Annotated in this window: 17 protein-coding genes; 7 read left to right on the forward strand and 10 right to left on the reverse strand. The window is 66.8% G+C overall.

All coding sequences use genetic code 11. From position 1 onward, the window contains the following. Positions 1–7: 7 nt before the first annotated feature. The 3 genes from AC1DW0_RS27795 to AC1DW0_RS27805 form a co-directional block, all read right to left on the reverse strand. Positions 8–2,326, reverse strand: a complete 2,319-nt coding sequence (locus AC1DW0_RS27795) for a TonB-dependent siderophore receptor (protein WP_477949257.1) — start codon at positions 2,324–2,326, stop codon at positions 8–10. A gap of 110 nt (positions 2,327–2,436) precedes the next feature. Further along, positions 2,437–3,597 carry a GGDEF domain-containing protein gene (locus tag AC1DW0_RS27800; RefSeq protein WP_477949259.1) on the reverse strand — a complete coding sequence of 387 codons (1,161 nt, stop codon included), beginning with the start codon at positions 3,595–3,597 and terminating at the stop codon, positions 2,437–2,439. Continuing rightward, positions 3,594–4,787 (reverse strand): GGDEF domain-containing protein, encoded by a 1,194-nt coding sequence (locus AC1DW0_RS27805; RefSeq protein WP_056191933.1) that lies wholly within the window; start codon positions 4,785–4,787, stop codon positions 3,594–3,596. The genes AC1DW0_RS27800 and AC1DW0_RS27805 overlap by 4 nt, the downstream gene beginning before the upstream one ends. A 314-nt stretch (positions 4,788–5,101) precedes the next feature. Between AC1DW0_RS27805 and AC1DW0_RS27810 the strand changes: the two genes are divergently transcribed. After that, positions 5,102–5,842 carry an SDR family oxidoreductase gene (locus AC1DW0_RS27810; protein ID WP_056191934.1) on the forward strand — a complete coding sequence of 247 codons (741 nt, stop codon included), beginning with the start codon at positions 5,102–5,104 and terminating at the stop codon, positions 5,840–5,842. Here the strand turns inward: AC1DW0_RS27810 and AC1DW0_RS27815 are convergent. After that, positions 5,839–6,732 carry a septal ring lytic transglycosylase RlpA family protein gene (locus tag AC1DW0_RS27815; RefSeq protein WP_477949262.1) on the reverse strand — a complete coding sequence of 298 codons (894 nt, stop codon included), beginning with the start codon at positions 6,730–6,732 and terminating at the stop codon, positions 5,839–5,841. The two genes, AC1DW0_RS27810 and AC1DW0_RS27815, sit on opposite strands and share 4 nt — an antisense overlap. Positions 6,733–6,760: 28 nt before the next feature. On the opposite strand from AC1DW0_RS27815, the gene AC1DW0_RS27820 reads away from it, so the two are divergent. Next, positions 6,761–7,459, forward strand: a complete 699-nt coding sequence (locus AC1DW0_RS27820) for a fumarylacetoacetate hydrolase family protein (RefSeq protein WP_477949264.1) — start codon at positions 6,761–6,763, stop codon at positions 7,457–7,459. A gap of 2 nt (positions 7,460–7,461) precedes the next feature. Next, complete coding sequence (gene nadC / locus AC1DW0_RS27825; protein ID WP_477949266.1) at positions 7,462–8,337, forward strand: carboxylating nicotinate-nucleotide diphosphorylase; 876 nt, start codon at positions 7,462–7,464, stop codon at positions 8,335–8,337. On the opposite strand, the gene AC1DW0_RS27830 is transcribed toward nadC, so the two are convergent. The 3 genes from AC1DW0_RS27830 to AC1DW0_RS27840 form a co-directional block, all read right to left on the reverse strand. Continuing rightward, positions 8,334–9,428, reverse strand: coding sequence for a PEP-CTERM sorting domain-containing protein (locus AC1DW0_RS27830; RefSeq protein WP_056191942.1), 1,095 nt, complete (start codon positions 9,426–9,428; stop codon positions 8,334–8,336). The two genes, nadC and AC1DW0_RS27830, sit on opposite strands and share 4 nt — an antisense overlap. A 193-nt stretch (positions 9,429–9,621) precedes the next feature. Beyond that, the gene (locus AC1DW0_RS27835) at positions 9,622–10,359 is read right to left on the reverse strand and encodes a proteasome-type protease (RefSeq protein ID WP_056191944.1); all 738 of its coding nucleotides are present in this window, start codon (positions 10,357–10,359) and stop codon (positions 9,622–9,624) included. A gap of 33 nt (positions 10,360–10,392) precedes the next feature. Then, positions 10,393–11,397 (reverse strand): NAD-dependent epimerase/dehydratase family protein, encoded by a 1,005-nt coding sequence (locus AC1DW0_RS27840; protein ID WP_477949269.1) that lies wholly within the window; start codon positions 11,395–11,397, stop codon positions 10,393–10,395. Positions 11,398–11,488: 91 nt separating this feature from the next. Between AC1DW0_RS27840 and AC1DW0_RS27845 the strand changes: the two genes are divergently transcribed. After that, positions 11,489–12,379, forward strand: coding sequence for a LysR family transcriptional regulator (locus AC1DW0_RS27845; protein WP_477949271.1), 891 nt, complete (start codon positions 11,489–11,491; stop codon positions 12,377–12,379). Positions 12,380–12,655: 276 nt separating this feature from the next. Here AC1DW0_RS27845 and AC1DW0_RS27850 read toward each other — a convergent pair whose 3' ends face one another. Continuing rightward, positions 12,656–13,165 (reverse strand): DUF4142 domain-containing protein, encoded by a 510-nt coding sequence (locus AC1DW0_RS27850; protein ID WP_477949273.1) that lies wholly within the window; start codon positions 13,163–13,165, stop codon positions 12,656–12,658. A gap of 232 nt (positions 13,166–13,397) precedes the next feature. Between AC1DW0_RS27850 and AC1DW0_RS27855 the strand changes: the two genes are divergently transcribed. Beyond that, positions 13,398–13,949: a pyridoxamine 5'-phosphate oxidase family protein gene (locus AC1DW0_RS27855; RefSeq protein ID WP_477856427.1), complete on the forward strand. Its 552-nt coding sequence runs from the start codon at positions 13,398–13,400 to the stop codon at positions 13,947–13,949. A 305-nt stretch (positions 13,950–14,254) separates the two neighbouring features. On the opposite strand, the gene AC1DW0_RS27860 is transcribed toward AC1DW0_RS27855, so the two are convergent. After that, on the reverse strand, positions 14,255–15,004 hold the full coding sequence (locus tag AC1DW0_RS27860) for a TIGR02391 family protein (protein ID WP_477862263.1): 750 nt from the start codon (positions 15,002–15,004) through the stop codon (positions 14,255–14,257). A gap of 601 nt (positions 15,005–15,605) precedes the next feature. Between AC1DW0_RS27860 and gapS1 the strand changes: the two genes are divergently transcribed. After that, positions 15,606–17,225 (forward strand): GapS1 family protein, encoded by a 1,620-nt coding sequence (gene gapS1, locus AC1DW0_RS27865; RefSeq protein ID WP_477949275.1) that lies wholly within the window; start codon positions 15,606–15,608, stop codon positions 17,223–17,225. Then, positions 17,222–17,725 (forward strand): peptide arginase family protein, encoded by a 504-nt coding sequence (locus AC1DW0_RS27870; RefSeq protein ID WP_477949277.1) that lies wholly within the window; start codon positions 17,222–17,224, stop codon positions 17,723–17,725. Before gapS1 ends, AC1DW0_RS27870 begins: the two co-directional genes overlap by 4 nt. Here the strand turns inward: AC1DW0_RS27870 and AC1DW0_RS27875 are convergent. Continuing rightward, a partial coding sequence (locus AC1DW0_RS27875) for an integrase core domain-containing protein (protein ID WP_477949279.1) occupies positions 17,675–17,885 on the reverse strand: 211 nt, incomplete at its 5' end. The two genes, AC1DW0_RS27870 and AC1DW0_RS27875, sit on opposite strands and share 51 nt — an antisense overlap.

The following is a 17,885-nucleotide window of genomic DNA, read 5'->3' on the forward strand; positions in this document are numbered from 1 at the left end:
GCGACCCTCACCAGGCCGCTTTCAAAGCCAGCAGCCACTCCCGGGGCCGCGAACGCGTGCTCTGCGAGGGGTGGTAGTGCCGGTCGAGCAGGTTCTTGCCGGACAGTTCGATCGACATGCGGCGCCCGCCGTCCAGCCACGCGTAGCCCGCCAGGGCGTCGATCAGCGCATAGCTCTGCCGCGCCGCCGCCGGGCCCTCGGGCAACAGCGTCTGGTCCCGCACGACGTGGGCCCCGCCGGCCAGGTAGAGGCCGCCGGAGAAATCATGCCGTGCCCAGAGGTTGAACAGATGCGGCGCGCTCATCTGCAGCCGCGCGCCGTGCAGCAGTTGGGCGCTCTTGTAGTTGATGCGCTCGGCGGCATTCAGCGTCGCCGGGTCGCGCGACAGCAGGGCCGCGTCGTTGCCGCTGTACTCCAGGATGCGGGCGGCGGTGCGGCTGTAGGCCAGGTAGATCTGCCAGCCCGCTGCTGGCAGCAAGGTGGCGTCGAACTCGATGCCGCGCGAGCGCTGCTGGCCGCTCTGGACGTTGTAGATGACGACGTTGCCCGAGCTGTCGGTCTGCGCAAGGTCGTTGACGGCGTTGCGGTTGCGCAGGTCGAAGGCGGTCAGCGTGGCCGTGGCGCGGCCGTTCAGCAGCTCCGCCTTGACGCCCAGGTCCCAGCCGCTGCCGCGCGTGGGCAGGGCGGGTGTGCGCGTGCCGTCGGGCCGGTTCAGCACCTGCGCGACGGGCACGAAGGAGCGTGCGAACGAGGCGAACAGCGACCACTCGGGCGCCAGGCGCAGCAGGGCGCCGTATTGCGGCGTCAGCTCATGCGTGGAGAAGGGTTGGGATGCCGCGGTGATCCGGTCGTCGACCCGGGCACGCGCGGCGGTGTAGCGCAGGCCGGCCAGCAGCAGCAGGTCGTCGTCAAGCAGCCCGAGCGTGGCGCCGGCATAGGCCGAGCGGTCCGTCTGATGCAGGCTGCGATCGGTGCGATTCTCGGTCAACGCCGACAGCGGGATGTCCACCTGGCGGTTCCAGGTCGATGGGTCGCGCAGGTCCCACAGCGGCAGGGGCGAGGCGATGGGGCGGCTGCCCAGGGCCGGGTCGTTGGGCGCCTGCGCCGCCGTGTTGTCGAAGCGCCGCCTGAGCGACTGCGCGCCTAGCAGCAGCCGCAGGCTGGCACGGTCGAAGCGGTACACGCCGACGCCGTCGGCGGTCAGCGTCTCGGCCTGGTTGGTGTAGGTCTGGCGACGCAGGCGGCGGCCCTGCAGAAACGTCTGGTTGTCGGACATACCGAGGTTGCCGGAGAACAGCGCATCGATGGCGAAGCGCAGGCGCGAGTAGCCGGCGCGCAGATGCCAGTGGTCGCTGGCCTCGACATCGACCCAGCCGCTGGCGCCCGTGCTGTCGCTGCGGCGGTAGTCGACGTCGGACATGCTGTTCCAGTCGTCCGGCAACCCGGGCACGTCGACGCCAGCGCGGTTCGGGTCGGCCGCGGTCGGCACGAGGCCGGCCTGCCTGCCGTAGCCGGGCTTTTGCATCAGCTGCGGGGCTTCGCGCTTGCTGTACTGCTCGGCCTTGAGGGTCACGCTGACGCGGCGGTCCGGTGTCCAGCGCAGCGAAGGTGCCAGGGTGGTGGCATGCGCGTCGTAGGGCCGCCAGTAGTGGATGTCCTGGTCGAACGAGGCGGCGACGCGCAGCAGCAGGTCGGGCCGCAGCGGCGTGCCCATGTCGGCGTCGAGCCGGTAGCGGCCGTAGCTGCCGGCGCCCACCTCGACCTCGGCGAAGGGCTGGGGCCGCGGGCTCTTCGTGATCACGTTGACGATGCCACCGGGCGCCACCTGGCCGTACAGGAAGGAGGATGGGCCCTTGACGATCTCGATGCGCGAGGCGCTGGTGAGGTCGAAGATCGACGGGCCGACGAAGCCGTCGCGCAGCACCTGGTAGGCGCCAGGCACCTGGCTCACCGCAAAGCCGCGGATCGCCAGGTTGGCATTGCCCTCATTGAAGTCGTTGCTCCGGTAGGTCACGCCTGGCGAATAGCGGGCCACGTCGAACAGGCCTTGCGGCTTCTGGTCGCGGATGAATTGCTCGTTGAAGGCCTGGATGGCGAACGGCAGGTCGTGGATCGGCGCGTCGAAGCGCGAGGCGGACACGGCGTGGGCGGCGCGATAGCCGCGGTCGAGGTTGGCGGCAACGTCGAAGGGCGACAGCCGCACCTGCACGAGTTCGCCGATGTCGAGGTCGGCGACGCTGGAGGAACTCGCCGCGACCCCGGTGGCAGCCGCCAGGCCGGCGGCCAGCACCAACAGCTGCGCTGCGCCCGCGACCCGCAAGCGCATGGCGGTTCCCTGTCTCCTGCCCCCGGCTGCTGTCATCGATCACTCGATTCCATTGGGCTTGTTTGCATCGAGTTTATTCCTGTGCGCCGCCGCAAGGGGCGGCCTGCCGTTCAGGCCTGCACGACGTTGCGGCCCTGGCCCTTGGCCCGGTAAAGCGCCGCATCGGCGCGCGCCAGCACCGCGCCGCCACTGGCATCGGCGCGTTCGGCTTCGGCGATGCCGAAGCTGGCGCTGAGCGACCAGTCCTGCTCCAGCCACCGCAGTGGCGCCATATTGACCAGCCAGCGCATGCGCTCGGCCACCAGCGCCGCGCCGGCGATGTCGGTGTCGGGCAGCAGCACGCAGAATTCCTCGCCACCCAGGCGGCCGAAGCGGTCCACCTCGCGCACGCAGGGCTGCAGCTCCTTGACCATCAGGCGCAAGGCCGCGTCGCCGGCGGCGTGGCCCAGGGTGTCGTTGAGCTGCTTGAAGCGGTCCATGTCGATCATGACCAGGGCATAGCCGCGGCCGCGCGCCAGCCAGGCGTGGGCGCGCTCCAGGGCCCGGTCGAAGGCGCCGCGGTTCAGCGTGTCGGTCAGCGGGTCGCGCTCCAGCAGGCGCTCGATGCGCGTGATCAACCGCATCAGCACCAGGAAGGCCAGCGTCGCGTTCTGCAGCAAGGCCAGCACCAGGGCCGTCCACAGAAAGGCGATGTTGAACCCGGTCGGCACGCGCAGGTCGGGTGTGCGGCCGGGGTTGACGAAGGTCTCCAGGCCGCGCGCCGCCATCAACGCCGCGATGAGGAACAGGGGCAGGGCCAGCGGCGCGGGCGTGCGCCGGCCGCCGGCCGAGCGCGCCAGGCTGCGCCAGGCGACAACGCCGGCCGCCAGCGTCAGCGCGGCGCCGGCACCGTTGACGATGCGGGCCTGCCAGCGCAGGTCGCCTTCATAGGGCAGCGCCAGCAGCAGCAGCGCCGTGGCAGCCACGGCGGCGGCGCCGGGCTTCCAGTTCAGCGCCCGCGTCGTGATGCCCGGCACCGCCGCGCCGAGCAGCGCGAAGGAGGCGATGGCGAGCACGTCGCCGGGCCAGTAGGTCAGGGCGTCGGGCAGCACACCTCGCAGCACATGCAGGGTCAGCGAACCGGCGGCGGCTGCGTTCGCTCCGGCCATCGCCAGAGAGGCCCGCGGCGCGATGCGCGCGACCAGGGCCAGTGCCATCCACACCAGGGTCGCCGCCGCCGCGACGAAGATGATGCTGGCCAGCAGCGTCTGGGTCTGCGCTGGCGTGATCATGCCGTGGCGATCCCGCCGAGGTGCGTTGCCACGCAGACGCGGTTGCGGCCCTCGGCCTTGGCGCGGTAGAGCTCGCCGTCGGCGCGCGCCATGCCGACTTCGCCCCGCGGGTCGTCGGCCACCGGCAGGGCCACGCCGAAGCTGGCCGACAACGGCAGCTCCACGTCCTTCCAGCGCAGCGGCTGGGCGGCCAGGCTGTGGCGCAGGCGCTCGGCCACGCTGGCGGCGGTGGCGAGATCAGCGGGGCCGGTCAGCGGCAGCAGCGCGCAGAACTCCTCGCCGCCCAGGCGCCCGAGGCAGTCCACCTCGCGCAGGCAGGCCTGCCACACGCGCACGCAATGCTGCAGGGCCGCGTCGCCGGCCTGATGGCCGTGCTGGTCGTTGACGCGCTTGAAGTGGTCGATGTCGATCATGGCCAGCGCGAAGCCGCGGCCGCGTTGCAGCTGGGCCTGGGCCTCGCCGAGCGCCTGCTCGAAGGCGCGGCGATTGAGGGCGCCGGTCAGCGGGTCGCGGTAGGTCAGGTGCTGAATGCGCGTGATGAGGCGCCAGATCATCAGCGCGATCAGGCTGAGGGTGATGGCGGCGGTGACGACGAACCACAGCGCCGCGCGCGCCGGCGACGGCAGTTCGCCATTGAGGATGTGGTCATCCCAGCCCGGCACGAGCAGCAGCTCCGCGGCGTGCGTCAGCGTCACGGCTGCCATTGCGGCGAAGGGCAGAGTGGTGCAGGCGGTGACGACGCGCGACAGCTGGTTGCCGATGCCACGCACGACCTCGCGCACGGACAGCAGGGCCAGCAGCGCCACGCTGAAAGTGCTGGCCACCTGCGGCGCCAGGCCCGAGCCGCTGGCCAGGCCCAGCGCGATGCCGATGGCACCGAGGCCGCCTATCCAGCTGATGTCGCGCGGGCGCTGGCGGCTGCGCAGCATGCGGCGCAGCGCCATCAGCAGCAGCACGGCACAGGCCAGCAGGCCGAACTCGGGAATCGCCTGGCGCAGCAGGCCGGGCCAGCCGGCCATGCAGTCGCCGCAGCCCTGGGAGGCGATGCGCACCAGATGAGCCGCCGCCATCAGCCGGCCGGCGCGCGGCGCGATGCGAAAGGTCTGCGCGAGCGTCAGCCAGGCCAGGGCCGCCATCAGATTGAAGAGGGCGCTGACCTTGAGGACCGTCGGGACGTCGAGGAATTCCATGCAGCGAGGTGGGCCTGTGAACGCTACGGCAATGGGCTGAGAAGGCTCGCCGCCAGGGGCCAAGCAAGGCGCAGCACGCCGCCCGCACTCATGTGCGGGCAAGTGGTGCAACGCCGAGTGGCCCCTGGCGGCGAGCCTTCCCGCAGGGTTGTGACCAGAAAGGCCGCGCGCCGCGTTGCAAATCCTCGCCGGGTACCCCACCCCGCTCCGGTTTGCGCCTTGCTCGCAGCCTTTCTGGTCACAACTCAGCCTATTGCCGTAGCGTTCACAGTCCCCGGACGCGCATCTTCTCCGACAACGCCACAATGCCGGCCATGTCGGCTTGGGTACTGATCACCGGAGGCTCGCGTGGCATTGGAAGCGCGACGGCGCTGCGTTGCGCCGAGGCCGGCTGGGACGTGGCCATCAACTATGCCCAGGATAGCCTCGCTGCGGACAAGCTCGCGGCCAGATTGCACGGACTCGGCCGGCGCGCGCTGACCCTGCAGGCCGACGTGGCCGACGAAGTTCAGGTGGCGGCCATGTTCGAGCAACTGGACACGGCGGGTGGCCGGCTGGCAGGCCTGGTCAACAACGCCGGCATCGTGGCGCCGGCGGCGCGGCTGGAGGCGATGACGACCGAGCGCTGGCGCCGCCTCTTCGACGTCAACGTGATCGGCACGCTGCTGTGCTGCCAGCAGGCCGCGCGGCGCATGAGCACCCGGCAGGGCGGCGCAGGCGGGGCGATCGTCAACCTCAGCTCGCGCGCGGCCGAGTTCGGCTCGGCGGGCATCTATGTGGACTACGCCGCCACCAAGGGCGCCATCGACACCCTGACCAAAGGCCTGGGGCGCGAACTGATCAGCGAGGGCATCCGCGTCAATGGCGTGCGGCCCGGCATCATCGAGACCGACATCCATGCGGCCAGCGGCATGGACGCGAGTAGCGCTGTGTCGACCATTCCGATCCAGCGCCTGGGCCGGCCCGAGGAGATCGCCGAGGCCATCGTCTGGCTGCTGAGCGATGCGGCCAGCTACACGGTCGGCACCTTGCTGGATGTGGCTGGAGGCCGCTAGCGCTTCTCGACCAGCGTCGATTCAACGCCGCTCTCGTCGCGCAGCCGAACGGCGGTGGCACGCGCCTCGTCGGCGCTCGGGAAGGGCCCGGCGCGCAGCCGGTGCACGCCGCCTTCGCGGACGACGGTCAGCAGCGGCAGCAAAGTCAAGTCAGCCTCGGCAATACGCTGGCGCAGGGCTTCCGCGCCGTCCAGCTTGGCGAAGGCGCCGAACTGCAGCCAGGCGCCGGGGCCGGTGCTGGCAACCGTGGCTGCCATGTTGCCGGTTGTCTCGCGCTGCGGCGCGCCGGGCGGCGTGTCGGGCACGAAAACAGGCGTCGGTTCGCCCGCCGGCTTCTGGAAGGTGCCGGCGCGGATCTCGGCATAGGTGATGCGTCGCACCTCCACCGGCGCCACGCCGCGCAGCAGATCGAGCTTGAGGGCGGCCGTGTAGCTGAGGTCGACGATGCGGCCCTTGTGGAAGGGGCCGCGGTCGTTGATGCGCACGATGACCTCGCGGCCGTTGGCCGGGTTGCGCACGCGGGCATAGCTGGGGATGGGCAGCGTCGGATGAGCCGCCGTCATCGCATACATGTTGTAGACCTCGCCGCTGGCGGTGGGCCGGCCGTGGAACTTGCGGCCGTACCAGGAGGCCAGGCCGCGGTCGGCATAAGGGCTGTCGCCGGTGATGGGCTCGTAGCGCTCGCCCTGCACCTCATAGGGCTTGTTGGGGCCGCCGCTGCGCACGGGCTCGATGCGCGGCGCGGCGTCGGGCACCTTGGCGAGGTCGGACGGCGGATTGGGCAGCGGGCCGTCACGCTCGATGCCGACCGGCGCCACGGCCGAGCGGGTCGCGCAGCCGGTCATCAGTGCGAGCAGCAGCAGTGCGATGGGCAGGCCAGTATGCTGCACGCTGTTCCTGCAATGTCGAAGCCATGCCATGAGCAATTTCGTCTTTCCTCCAGCCGAGATCCCCAGTGCCGCCGTGCGCGGCACGGATGCCCGTTACGCGGTCAGCCGCATCTTCTGCGTCGGCCGCAACTATGCCGATCATGCCCGCGAGATGGGCGCCGACCCGACGCGCGAGCCGCCGTTCTACTTCACCAAGCCGGCCACGGCACTGACGCCCTCGGGCTCGACGGTGCCCTACCCGACCGAGACCAAGAACTACCACTACGAGATGGAACTGGTGCTGGCCATCGGCGCGCCGGTGTTCAAGGTCACGCCCGAGGCGGCCGTCGCCGCCATCTGGGGCTATGCCGCGGGTCTGGACATGACGCGCCGCGACCTGCAGGCGGTGGCCAAGGCGGCCGGCAGGCCTTGGGACACCGCCAAGGGCTTCGACCAGTCGGCCATCCTCGGCGACATCGTGCGCAAGAGCGAACTGGGCGCGCTCGACAAGGGCGCCATCACGCTGGCCGTGAACGGTGTTGAGAAGCAGCGCGGCGACCTGGCCGAGATGATCTGGAACCAGGCGGAGATCGTCTCCAACCTGAGCCACCTCTACCACCTGCATCCGGGCGACCTGATCTACACCGGCACGCCGGCCGGCGTGGGCGCCGTGGTGGCGGGTGACGTCATCGTCGGGCGCATCGAAGGCCTGGGCGAGATCACGCTGACCATCGGCCCGGCGGAGTAACGATGTTCTCCACCGAAGAGACTTTGGCGCAGGCGCGCTCACGCAATATCCACGAGGCCTTGGCCGAGGACATCGGCAAATGCGACTGGACGGCGCTGCTCGTGCCCTTGGCCAAGCGCGTGGCCGCCCAGGTGCGCGTGCGCGAGGCCGCGGTGCTGTGCGGCCGCGACTGGTTCGACGGTGTGTTTGCCGCACTGGATGCAACGGCGCGCATTGAATGGCTGTACGAGGAAGGCGCCGTGATGGTGGCGGACAGCATCGCCTGCCGCATCGAGGCCGATGGCCGTGCGCTGCTCAGTGCCGAGCGGCCGGCGCTGAATTTCCTGCAGCTGCTGTCGGGCACGGCGACGATCACGCGCGCCCATGTCGACGCGGTAGCCGGCGCCAGTCCCAACGCCCAGGGCTGCGCCATCCTGGACACACGCAAGACCATCCCCGGCCTGCGCCTGGCGCAGAAGTACGCGGTGCGCGTGGGCGGCGGGCAGAACCAGCGGCTGGCGCTTTATGCCGGCATCCTCATCAAGGAGAACCACATCGCCGCGGCCGGTGGCGTGGGCCCCGCCTTGCGCGCTGCCCAGGCGCTGAATGCCGGCGTGGACATCCAGATCGAAGTCGAAACCATCGCGCAATTGCACGAGGCGCTGGACGCCGGCGCGGTCAGCGTGCTGCTGGACAACTTCAGCGAAGCGCAAATGCGCGAGGCCGTGGCGGTGAATGCCGCGTATTCGGCTCAAGCGCTGCTGGAGGTCTCGGGCGGTGTCGCATTGGATCAGCTGCGCTGGATTGCCGCGACCGGCGTGGACCGCATCTCCATCGGCCGCCTAACCAAGGATGTCAGGGCGGTCGACTACTCGATGCGGGTGCTCGGTCCGGTCTAGCGACGACGCTTCAGCAGGCCAAGCAGGGCCAGGCCGGTGAGGCCCAGGGTGCCGGGCTCGGGCAGGCGGCCCGGCAATTCAGCGCCGGCCAGCAGGAAGATGTCGCCAAAGCCACCGGTGTCGCAGGGGCCGACGGATCCGCCGTTCTCCAAGGCCGGGCCCGAGCCCCTGACCCCGGTGTTGAAGCAGCCCATCCAGACCTGGACCGACATCGTGTCGTAACCCTGGTTCTCCAGGCCCCGCAGATCCAGCGTTGGCAGGTAGTTGATGAATTCGACCTCGTTGGAGGCGCGATTGGTCTTGACGAGGTCGCCGCCGTTCGGGCAGTTGCTGCCATCCGGCGAGGGGTAGGAGACCGTGGCGTTGACGACGCAGATCGCGCCAACGGTCAGCGCGAAGTCGGCGGCGCCGGGCGTCGTGATGGCGCTGCCGTCGAAGGTCTTGTCCGACGAATACAGCGATGGATCCTTGAAGATGTTGTTGGGGTCCAGCGCCTGGGTCTCGAAGTATTTGTTGCCCAGGTTACCGTCGGTGTCGCGCACCGTGACCAACGCCCAGATGGGAATGCTGGAGGTGTCGTTCTGCGGGTTGTTGAAGTCGAAGGCGATGGCCATCTCGTGATAGGCCCCGCCGAAGGTCAACTTCTGGTTGAGGGTGCTCAGGCCGGTGTCCCAGCTGAAGGGCGTATCGCCCGCCAGGCCGCCGTTGTTCGCCGGGTCGTTGCCGTCGCCGGTGAAGAAATACTTCTTGGTGCCGCCGTTGTTCGTGGAGAAGCCATCCTCCGACGGCATGAGTTGGTCGCCGTTGTTCAGGATGTTGCCGTTGTTGGCGGTGACGACGATGGTGTCGATCAGTGCGCCCTGGCTGGCGGCAAAGCTGTAGGGGCCGTTGAAGCCCGCGTAGCCCTTGGCGGCCAGGTGGTCCAGCACCGTCGTCGAACAGGAGACGACGTTGCCATAGGTGGCACAGGCGGAGTTGGGAGAGGGGTAGGTCGGCGAGTAGACCGGCAGCGGCGCTGCGGCGGCCAGGCCGGCAGGGAAGAGCAGGGCGAGAAGCCACTGCGGTTGGATGCCCCAGGAAGTCTTCTTCATATGTCACCTCTCACGCGAAGCGTTGGCTTCGCGATGAGAAATGAGCATTTATCGGGCCAGGCCCCCTAAGTTGTTGAATTGGCTGCGTTTGACTTTTTCCCCGTCGCCGCGCTGTCAAAGGACTCGACAGCCGCGAATGAGTGGGACACCGTTGTCAACCTTCGCGCGCCGAGATGGCTGGCGCGACGAGTTCTCAGCCGTCGAACCAGGGCTCGTTGGGCAGGTCGTCAAAGACTTTCCTGAGCCCGGCGCTCCAGCCCGTGCGCAGGGCCTGGAAATAAGGATCGTCGCGGCCGATGCGGTTGGGCGGCTTCATGGCCTGCTCGAACTGGTTGGCGCGCAGCATGATCATGTCGATGGGCAGGCCGACCGACAGATTGGACTGGATGGTCGAGTCGAAGCTGACGAGGGTGCACTTGGCGGCTTCGTCCAGCGCCGTCGTGTCGTAGCGGATGACGCGGTCGATGATGGGCTTGCCGTATTTGCTCTCGCCGATCTGGAAGTAGGGCGTGTCCTCGGTCGCTTCGATGAAATTGCCCTGCGGGTAGACATGGAAGAGGCGCGGGCCTTCACCCTTGATCTGGCCGCCAAGCAGCATGTTGGCGCCGAAGTCGACGCCGTTGTGCTGGTTGTCGCTGTCGCGGTTGACGATCTCCTTGAGCGTGCGGCCCAGCAGCACGGCCGCGTCGTACAGGGTGGGCACGTTGAGCAGGTGTTCGCCGTCGCCATGCAGGCGCTGGTTCAGCACGGAGATGACGGATTGCGTCGTCGCCAGGTTGCCTGCGGTCAGGATGACGATCTCGCGCTGGTGCGGGATCTGGAACTGGTACATCTTGCGAAAGCTGGCGATGTGGTCGACGCCGGCGTTGGTGCGGGTGTCGGACGCGAACAGCAGGCCCGCACGCAGGCGCATGGCGACGCAATAGGTCATGGTGTGGTCCCGGCGAATGAGCTGGAGGGCATGTTACGGCTGGCCTGTGCCCTTGCTGGCGCAATGGGCAGGCAGGCAGCCCAGGCCGCGCAGCGACGCCTCGACGGCTTCATCCAGCGGCGTATGGGGCTCGCGGCCCAGGGCGGCGACGAGGCGGCTGTTGTCCATGCGCACCGGCTGGCGCCACAGATAGCGCATCTCGCGCATCTCCTTGAAGGTCGTGACGAAGGGCGAAGCGAGAGTCAGCAGCCACCAGGGGAAGGCGGAGATACGCGGCGGCTTGCCGCCCTGGGCGACGACGACGCGCTGGATGGCCTCGGCCAGTTCGCGGCCGCTGGCGTCCCAGTGGCCGCTCATGTGGAAGTTGGCGAAGGCGGGCAGTGTCGCGCGTCGTTCCAGCAACTCCACCATCGTGCGGGCGACATCCGGCAGATAGGCCCATTGGTGGCCAGCGCCGGCGGCGGCCGGGTTGCTGATGGACGTCACCGGCTTGTCGGGCTTCACCAGGCCTTGCGAGAACCAGTTGTTGCCGACCCGCGGACCGAAGAAGTCGCCGGCGCGCAGCACGATGACGCGCAGCCCCGTCTCGCTGGCCGCTCGCAGCCGCGCCTCCATCTCGGCGCGGATGGCGCCCTTGCGCGTCGCCGGCCGCTGCGGCGCGTCCTCGTGCAGCAGCGGGAAAGCGTCGGGGCCGTAGTTGTAGACCGTGCCCGGCAGCAGCAGCGTCGCACCCAGGGCGCGGGCGGCGGCGATGCTGTGCTCCAGCATCGGCAGCACGAGGCGGTCCCAGTCGCGGTAGCCCGGCGGGTTGACGGCATGAACGATGACGTCGCAGCCCTGGGCGGCAGCGAGCACGTCGGCCGCGTTCAGCGCATCGCCGCGCAGCCATTGGATGCCGTCACTTTGCGCGTGCGCCGTCGGGAGGCCACGCTTGAGCCCCTTGACCAGCCAGCCCGTGTCGCGCAACTGGCGTGCCACCTCGCCGCCAATGCCGCCACTCGCGCCGAGCACCAGGACCGTCTTGCTGCTTGTTTCCATGTCGTTCTCCAGAAGTTGATGGAACGGATTCTGGGAAGTGACGGCTTGATTGGGAATTGCTGAAGGTAGTGTCGTAGATATACATTTATGCATGGCTTCGACACTGCCCTGGGACCTGCTGCACACCTTTCTCGGCGTGCTTCGCGAGGGCTCGCTGTCGGGCGCGGCGCGGGCGCTGGGGTTGACGCAGCCCACCGTCGGCCGCCATGTCGCCGCGCTGGAGCAGGCGCTTGGCCAGCCCCTCTTCACCCGCTCGCCCACCGGCCTGCTGGCCACCGAGGCGGCGCTGGCCCTGCGGGGCCACGCCGAGCAGATGGAAGCCGCGGCGGCCGCGCTGCAACGGGCGGCGACGGCGCGCGGTGCCGAAGTGAGGGGCACGGTGCGGGTGACGGCCAGTGAGATCATCGGGGCCGAGGTGCTGGCAGGCGTGTTTGCTGCGCTGCGCGAGGCTCATCCCGGGCTGGTCCTGGAACTGGCCCTGAGCAACCAGCTGCAGGACCTGTTGCGCCGCGAAGCCGACATCGCCGTGCGCATGACGCCGCCCGAACAGGGCCAGCTGATCGCGCGCCGCATCGGCAGCATTGAGCTGGGCCTGCATGCGCGCACCGACTACCTCGACCGCCACGGCCGGCCGGCGACGCTGGCAGAACTGCAGGACCACACGCTGATCGGCTTCGACACCGTGACGCCCTTCATCCGCGCCGGGTCCAAGCGCCTGGGCGGCATCAGCCGTGACAGCTTTGCGCTGCGCAGCGATTCCGACCTCGCCCAGTTGGCACTGGTGCGTGCTGGCGCCGGCATCGGCACGTGTCAGGTCGCACTGGCGCGGCGTGCGCCCGTGCTGGAGCGCGTGCTGGCCGACCAGTTCGCCTGGCCGCTGGAGACCTGGGTCGCCATGCACGAGGACCTGCGCCAGAACACGCCCTGCCGAGTCGTCTTCGAGGCGCTGGTGGACGGGCTCACGCGCCACATCGCCGTCTGAGGCTCAGCGCACGGGATTCGATGCCGGTGTGGACGCCGGTCCTGAGGCTGGCGGGAAGGATGGCGGCGAGGAGGAGGCGGRCGAAGACGGTGGCGGCAGCGGCGGCGGCGCAGCCTGCGAGGTGGCGGCGTTGGCCGACGGCAGCGGCTGCTGCTCGGAACGGCAGGCCGCCAGCGGCGCCACGGTGATCACGACCGCGAGCGTCAGTGCGCATCGACAGGATGTCAAAGCAGGGAGTGACATGGGCACCTCACTCAGCAGCGGCAAATGGATGCGTCACTTCTTGGGCGCAGCGCTGAGCGCCTGGGCCATCTCCAGGTGGTGCCTCAGGCCGGGCAGGGTCCTTTCGGCCCAGGCCTTGATCTCGGGATCCTTGGCATTCTGGGCGGCGTCCTGGAAGAGCTTGATCGTGTTCTGGTGGGCCTTCACGCCGAAGGTCTTGGCGTAGCGTTCGTCGAACTTGTCGTTGTCGCCAGCGTCGATGAGCTTGATCTCGGCCTTCTGCTTGACGGAGGGACCGTCGGGCAGCGTGACGTTCTTGCTGACAGCCAGGGCCTTGAGCTCATCAGCCACCTTGGTGTGGTCGATGATCATCGAATCGGCGAAGGACTTCACATCGGCATTCTTGGCCTTGGACTGTGCGAGCTTGCTGGCCTCGATCTCGGCCGCGCCGGCGTTAGCTGCCTCCTTCATGAAGGACTTGTCCGAGCGGGCGTGGGCCTGGCCGGCAAAGGCGGCACTGGCAAGCAGCAGGGTGACGCTCATGAATTTCTGGGCGGTGCGCATGGGGGCTCCTTGACGGGTTGAGGCGGACGGCTGAAGCCGGCATGCGCAACGGCACCACCGGACTAACGGCCAATCTAGGCGGCGGTGCGTGCCGACGGCGTCAGCCGAGGACGAAGCCGCTGTAGGAGAACCGGCGGCCGGCAGCTTCCGACAGCGGCGCGTGGCGCCGGCCGACAACCCGCCAGCCTCCTGCTGTCTAGGCTGCAGGATCAGTCAACGCCAAGGAGTCGACATGCAAGACGACGACAGCCGCAGCTATCCATCGGACAACGATGTGAGCACCGAAGAAGACCTCAGCGGCCCGGCCGCCGCGAAGAAGATCGCCGACCTCGTCAAGGCCGGCAACAGCTGCTTTTTCTGCACCCTCGGCATGGGCACGCGGCAACTGCATGCGCGGCCGATGACCGTCATCGAGGTCGACGACAGCGGCGCCCTGTGGTTCTTCAGCGAGATCGACAGCCTGAAGAACATCGAACTCGACCGCGATCCGCGCGTCACGCTGTTCTTCAAGGAGGGGGACAACGGCGGCCACCTGAAGCTCGACGGCAGCGTCGAGCAGGTGACTGACAAGGCCACCATCCACCGGCTCTGGAGCCCCAAGCTGCGGGCTTGGTTCACGCAAGGCGAGGACGACCCCCGTATCTGCTTACTGCGCGTGGACGCGATCAGCGGCGAATACTGGGACAACCGCCACGGCAGCGCCATCGCCGGCCTCAAGATGCTGTTCGGCGCCATCACGGCCCAGCGCGTCGACGAGGGTGTGCATGGGCATCTGAAGCTCTGAGGCACCTCCCCATTCGGCGCCCAACAAAAAGCACCTGGCATTGTCAATTCCACTTTGTAATCGCCGCTTGTCCGTCATCTGATTGCCGCCTTCAAGGCCCGTTTTCGGCATCAAATGTCCGGCATCCGCATGGCAATTTTGTATTTGTCCGGCATCGCCCTGCTGTTTTTGACAAGGCGAATAAGTGGTTGATTTGATTGAATTTTCCAGGAAAATTTTTCGCCAAATCCGGTCTTGCCCGTTCTTTGTGCAGCTCAAGATTCGCGTCGGCGCAGACAGTTCCTGGCTGACGACTACGCCGCCTCTCAAGCCCCCATTGCCTTCACCCGCTCATCCACGATGCGCAGCAGGTGGCTGGCAATCATCAGCTGCTCTTGGGCCGCCCGAACATCGTCGATAGTCACCGTTCGATGCGAGTGCGGGTTCTTGAACGTCCCGATGGCGCCGGCGAAGAGGTGCGCCGTCGACTCTCGCTCCGCCTCCGGCAGCGACTTGTCGGTCAGCGGGCCGTTTTTGTAGTCGAAGGCTGCTCGCATCAGCGGCACGCCGACATCCTTGTCCGAGAACTTGCCAGCCGTGCGCACGGCGACCTCGACGGCCCGGAACGCTTTGAACACGGCCGTGCCAGGATCACCTCGAACGATGTCCAGCCACACATCCTCGGCAATCGCGGGGTGTAGCAGCGCCTTGGGAAACTCAAGGCTGCCGACGTAGGTCTTGAAGGCTTCCGCTTCCAGCAGCTGTTGGGCGCGCCTGCTTGGTCGCACCCAGCCATTGGACCCGTTGGTGTCCATTTCCGTCACCAGCAATCCCTGGGTGCAAAGCCAGCTCCACGCCTCGGCCACGGCCATCTGGGCCTCTTGGCGTCGGTTGGGCGGATAAGGACAAGGGTTGCCGTAGCCCTCCTCAAAATCCTTCCGGAGCGCGCTTGGGTGGACCATCCCGCTTTGCTGCCGGCGTTGATTCGCCACGCGGAGGACAGTTCCCGCCAGCTCTTCAGGAGCGAGTTGCAACAGAACTTCAACGTCAGGGATGAGTGTGGTGATCTTGTCCATGGCAGGGCGGATTCGGCAAATCCACAAGTTGAGAGCGGCGTTGACGATACCGCTGGGCTGAGAGTGACTCGGCGTCGAGCTCCATGCTGGATCGTCCCGTCCAACAGGCCGCCAAGCCAGCGCTACGCTTCGGACATGTCATCCATCGACCCAGCTGAGCTTCAAGAGTTTTGCGCGGCCGCCCGCCGCGGCGCGGCGCGGAGTCATTGAGACACCAGAAGGACTCCGCATTCCACGGCTTTCCCAGAGGCCAATGTGGTCCCATCTCCGAAATTCTTGGGCACCTGCTCAAGGAGCGCTTCGGCGTGAACGCCGTGTACGTCTGCCGCTACCGGTATGACCGTTCAAAGTCGATGAGTACGCATGCCTGGTTGGAGGTGGGGGACGTCCTGGTAGACCTGACACACGACCAATTTCCGCGAACCAACCTGAAGGGCTGGATATTTCCCGTGGACAACCCGTGGCATCTCAAGCGGTTCCCACACCTCCAGACTCGCTCGTCGGCCGGTGAACCTCGGCCCGGCCTACCCACAGATGTCTATGAGGCCATGCGCCGCGAATTGGGCGACTGGCCGGCGAAGGGCTTGCAAGATGCTCCTGTATGACCTCATTCCGCCAAAAGTCTCCCTACAAGTACGTCTACCGCACTGAGCTGCCGGCTGAACACAGGGAGCCAGGTCGTGCTGCGGTTCTACAGCGGCTCCGCAGGTACTCGGTTCAGTCACTTGTTTCGGCAGCACACCGAGTTCTGTGGGCGACCTACCCAACAAAGCTCGAGGGGCTTCACACGGCACCCTGGCACATCCTGCTGATGCTGAAGTGGGCCCTGCGAGACCCCTATGTCCCGTTACGGGCTGGTAGCCCGGTGTCCGAGCATGACTTCAATGCTCTGCGCCAAATGATGCTTGACCTTGTCGGGGCCGAATACAAGCGCAAGAAGCCGGACAACATGTACCTGATGCTGCGCGCACTTTTTCAGCAGATTGATTTCCAGCGGCCTGAAGGATGGACATACCTTCGCTGGCCTGCACTCATCGCCAGGCAGCCCAACAGCCACCCGTCACGTCGGCAGTTCGTCAGCGAAATTGGAATGCCTCCTGAGCATTTCATGGACCTCGCGTTTTGCTTGATCGCCGCTGTCATGGATGGAACGACGTCCTTCGCCGCGGATTGGCTGGCACCGATGCAGAAGGCCTACGGCAAGAGCGTGGACGCAATGTGGCAACTCGTTGCGCGCGACTTGATAAGCATGCGCGCTGAGATGCAGCAAGAGGGCGCTTCACGCTTGCCGCTTGGGCAGGAGTTGCACGAGCCGCCGTACCTCAAGCGTTTCCCGTTCCTCAAGAAGAGAGACGGGCGGTATGCATGTTGGCATCCGAGGATAGTTGCGCGCGGCCTTGAAGAAATCGTGCACTTTCGTCTGTCAGGTCTTCAGGGCCAATACACGCAGCCGTTCAGCCGGTTGTTCGAACGCTATGTGATGGAGCTGGCCAAAGCTATGGACGGCGGGGCCATTCTTGACGACCAGTACCAGGCCCTTATTCACGGGAGCAAGCCGAGCAATGTGGAGGCCCTGATCCCCTGTGGCGATTGCAACGTCATGGTCGAAGCGAAGATGAGTCTGTTTGGAGATGACGCTTTGCTGGTCGACAACGAGGTACAGGCGTTTCAAAAGACAAAGAAGATTCGCGATGGCATCAAACAAGCGTGGAGCGTCGGCAAGGACGTTCGTGCTGTCGAGAGTCCCGTGCCTGCCTGCAAGACGGCGGAGCGGGACTACTTGCTGGTGGTGACTAGCCGAGAACTCTTTGTCGGCAGTGGAGAAATGCTGCTTCGCTTGTATAGGGAAGGCGAGTTCACCTATCCGGATGACGCCTGCAGAGAGAACCTTCCGTTGACGAACGTCTTCGTTATTTCCATTGAGAACTTCGAGAGGCTATCAACTGCGGTATCTGCGGGAAACGTGAAGCTGCCCGACCTATTGAAAGAGGCTGTAGAGCGCAATCGGGACCCTTCTACTTCGGCCATCCTCTTCGACGCATATCTTGAAAAGTATGTCAGTAGCTGGGGGCTGCCTGACCTCATCTTGACCGCTCGCGACGAGTCAGAAGCGCGGATTCGTGAGCTGGGTGAGTGGGGCTCGGGGGATGACAGCGACGAGGCCGAGGCAGAAGACACTGAGCTCGGAGAACATGCTGCGAAGGTAGATGCTCAAACATGAATTCAATCGACTACCAGTCCCTCACCGAGGAGGACTCGCTGCTCATTGAGTTGCCCCATGACGTGTGGCTGATGGACAACCACAAGTGGGCGCTACTCGCGTGGGAGCGACATCGAGCGCAAGCTGCGAGTGCGCCATATGCGCTGATTCACGCGGATTTTCACTGGGACGGTGTCGACGATTTTGCTTGGGACGAAGATGCACGCCGCAAGCTTGCCGGTGCAGACCTGACCGAACTGGAGGCGATGACTTTCGACGACGAGTTCATCCGATATGACTCGTTCATCGCTCCAGCAATACGCCGCGGAACGGTTTCGGAGGTTCACTTCTTCTGCTATCAGGACGATGGCACCGATGAAGGCATTTCAGGCGAGATGTGCGCCCAGCTCGATGTCTCGCAGACTCTCCATGAAGATGTCGAAATGACCTGCCCCCAATCGCCGTACCAGTCATTGCGAGGGAGCCCTGGGGGTCAAGGGTATCGCCAGTGCGGCGGTTGAAGCTGAACCTTCCTCGACAGCCTGCTGCCGTTGAAGGCGTGCGAAGCACCTGGGTGGCATGCGGCCGATGCTCGAATGCGGCCGCACCTCGTTGTAGTCCTGTACCCAGGCCTGGATCACGACCCGGGCCTGCGCCAGCGTCTCGAACCAGTGCTCGTTG

The sequence above is a fragment of the Roseateles sp. P4_D2 genome, from assembly GCF_056401875.1.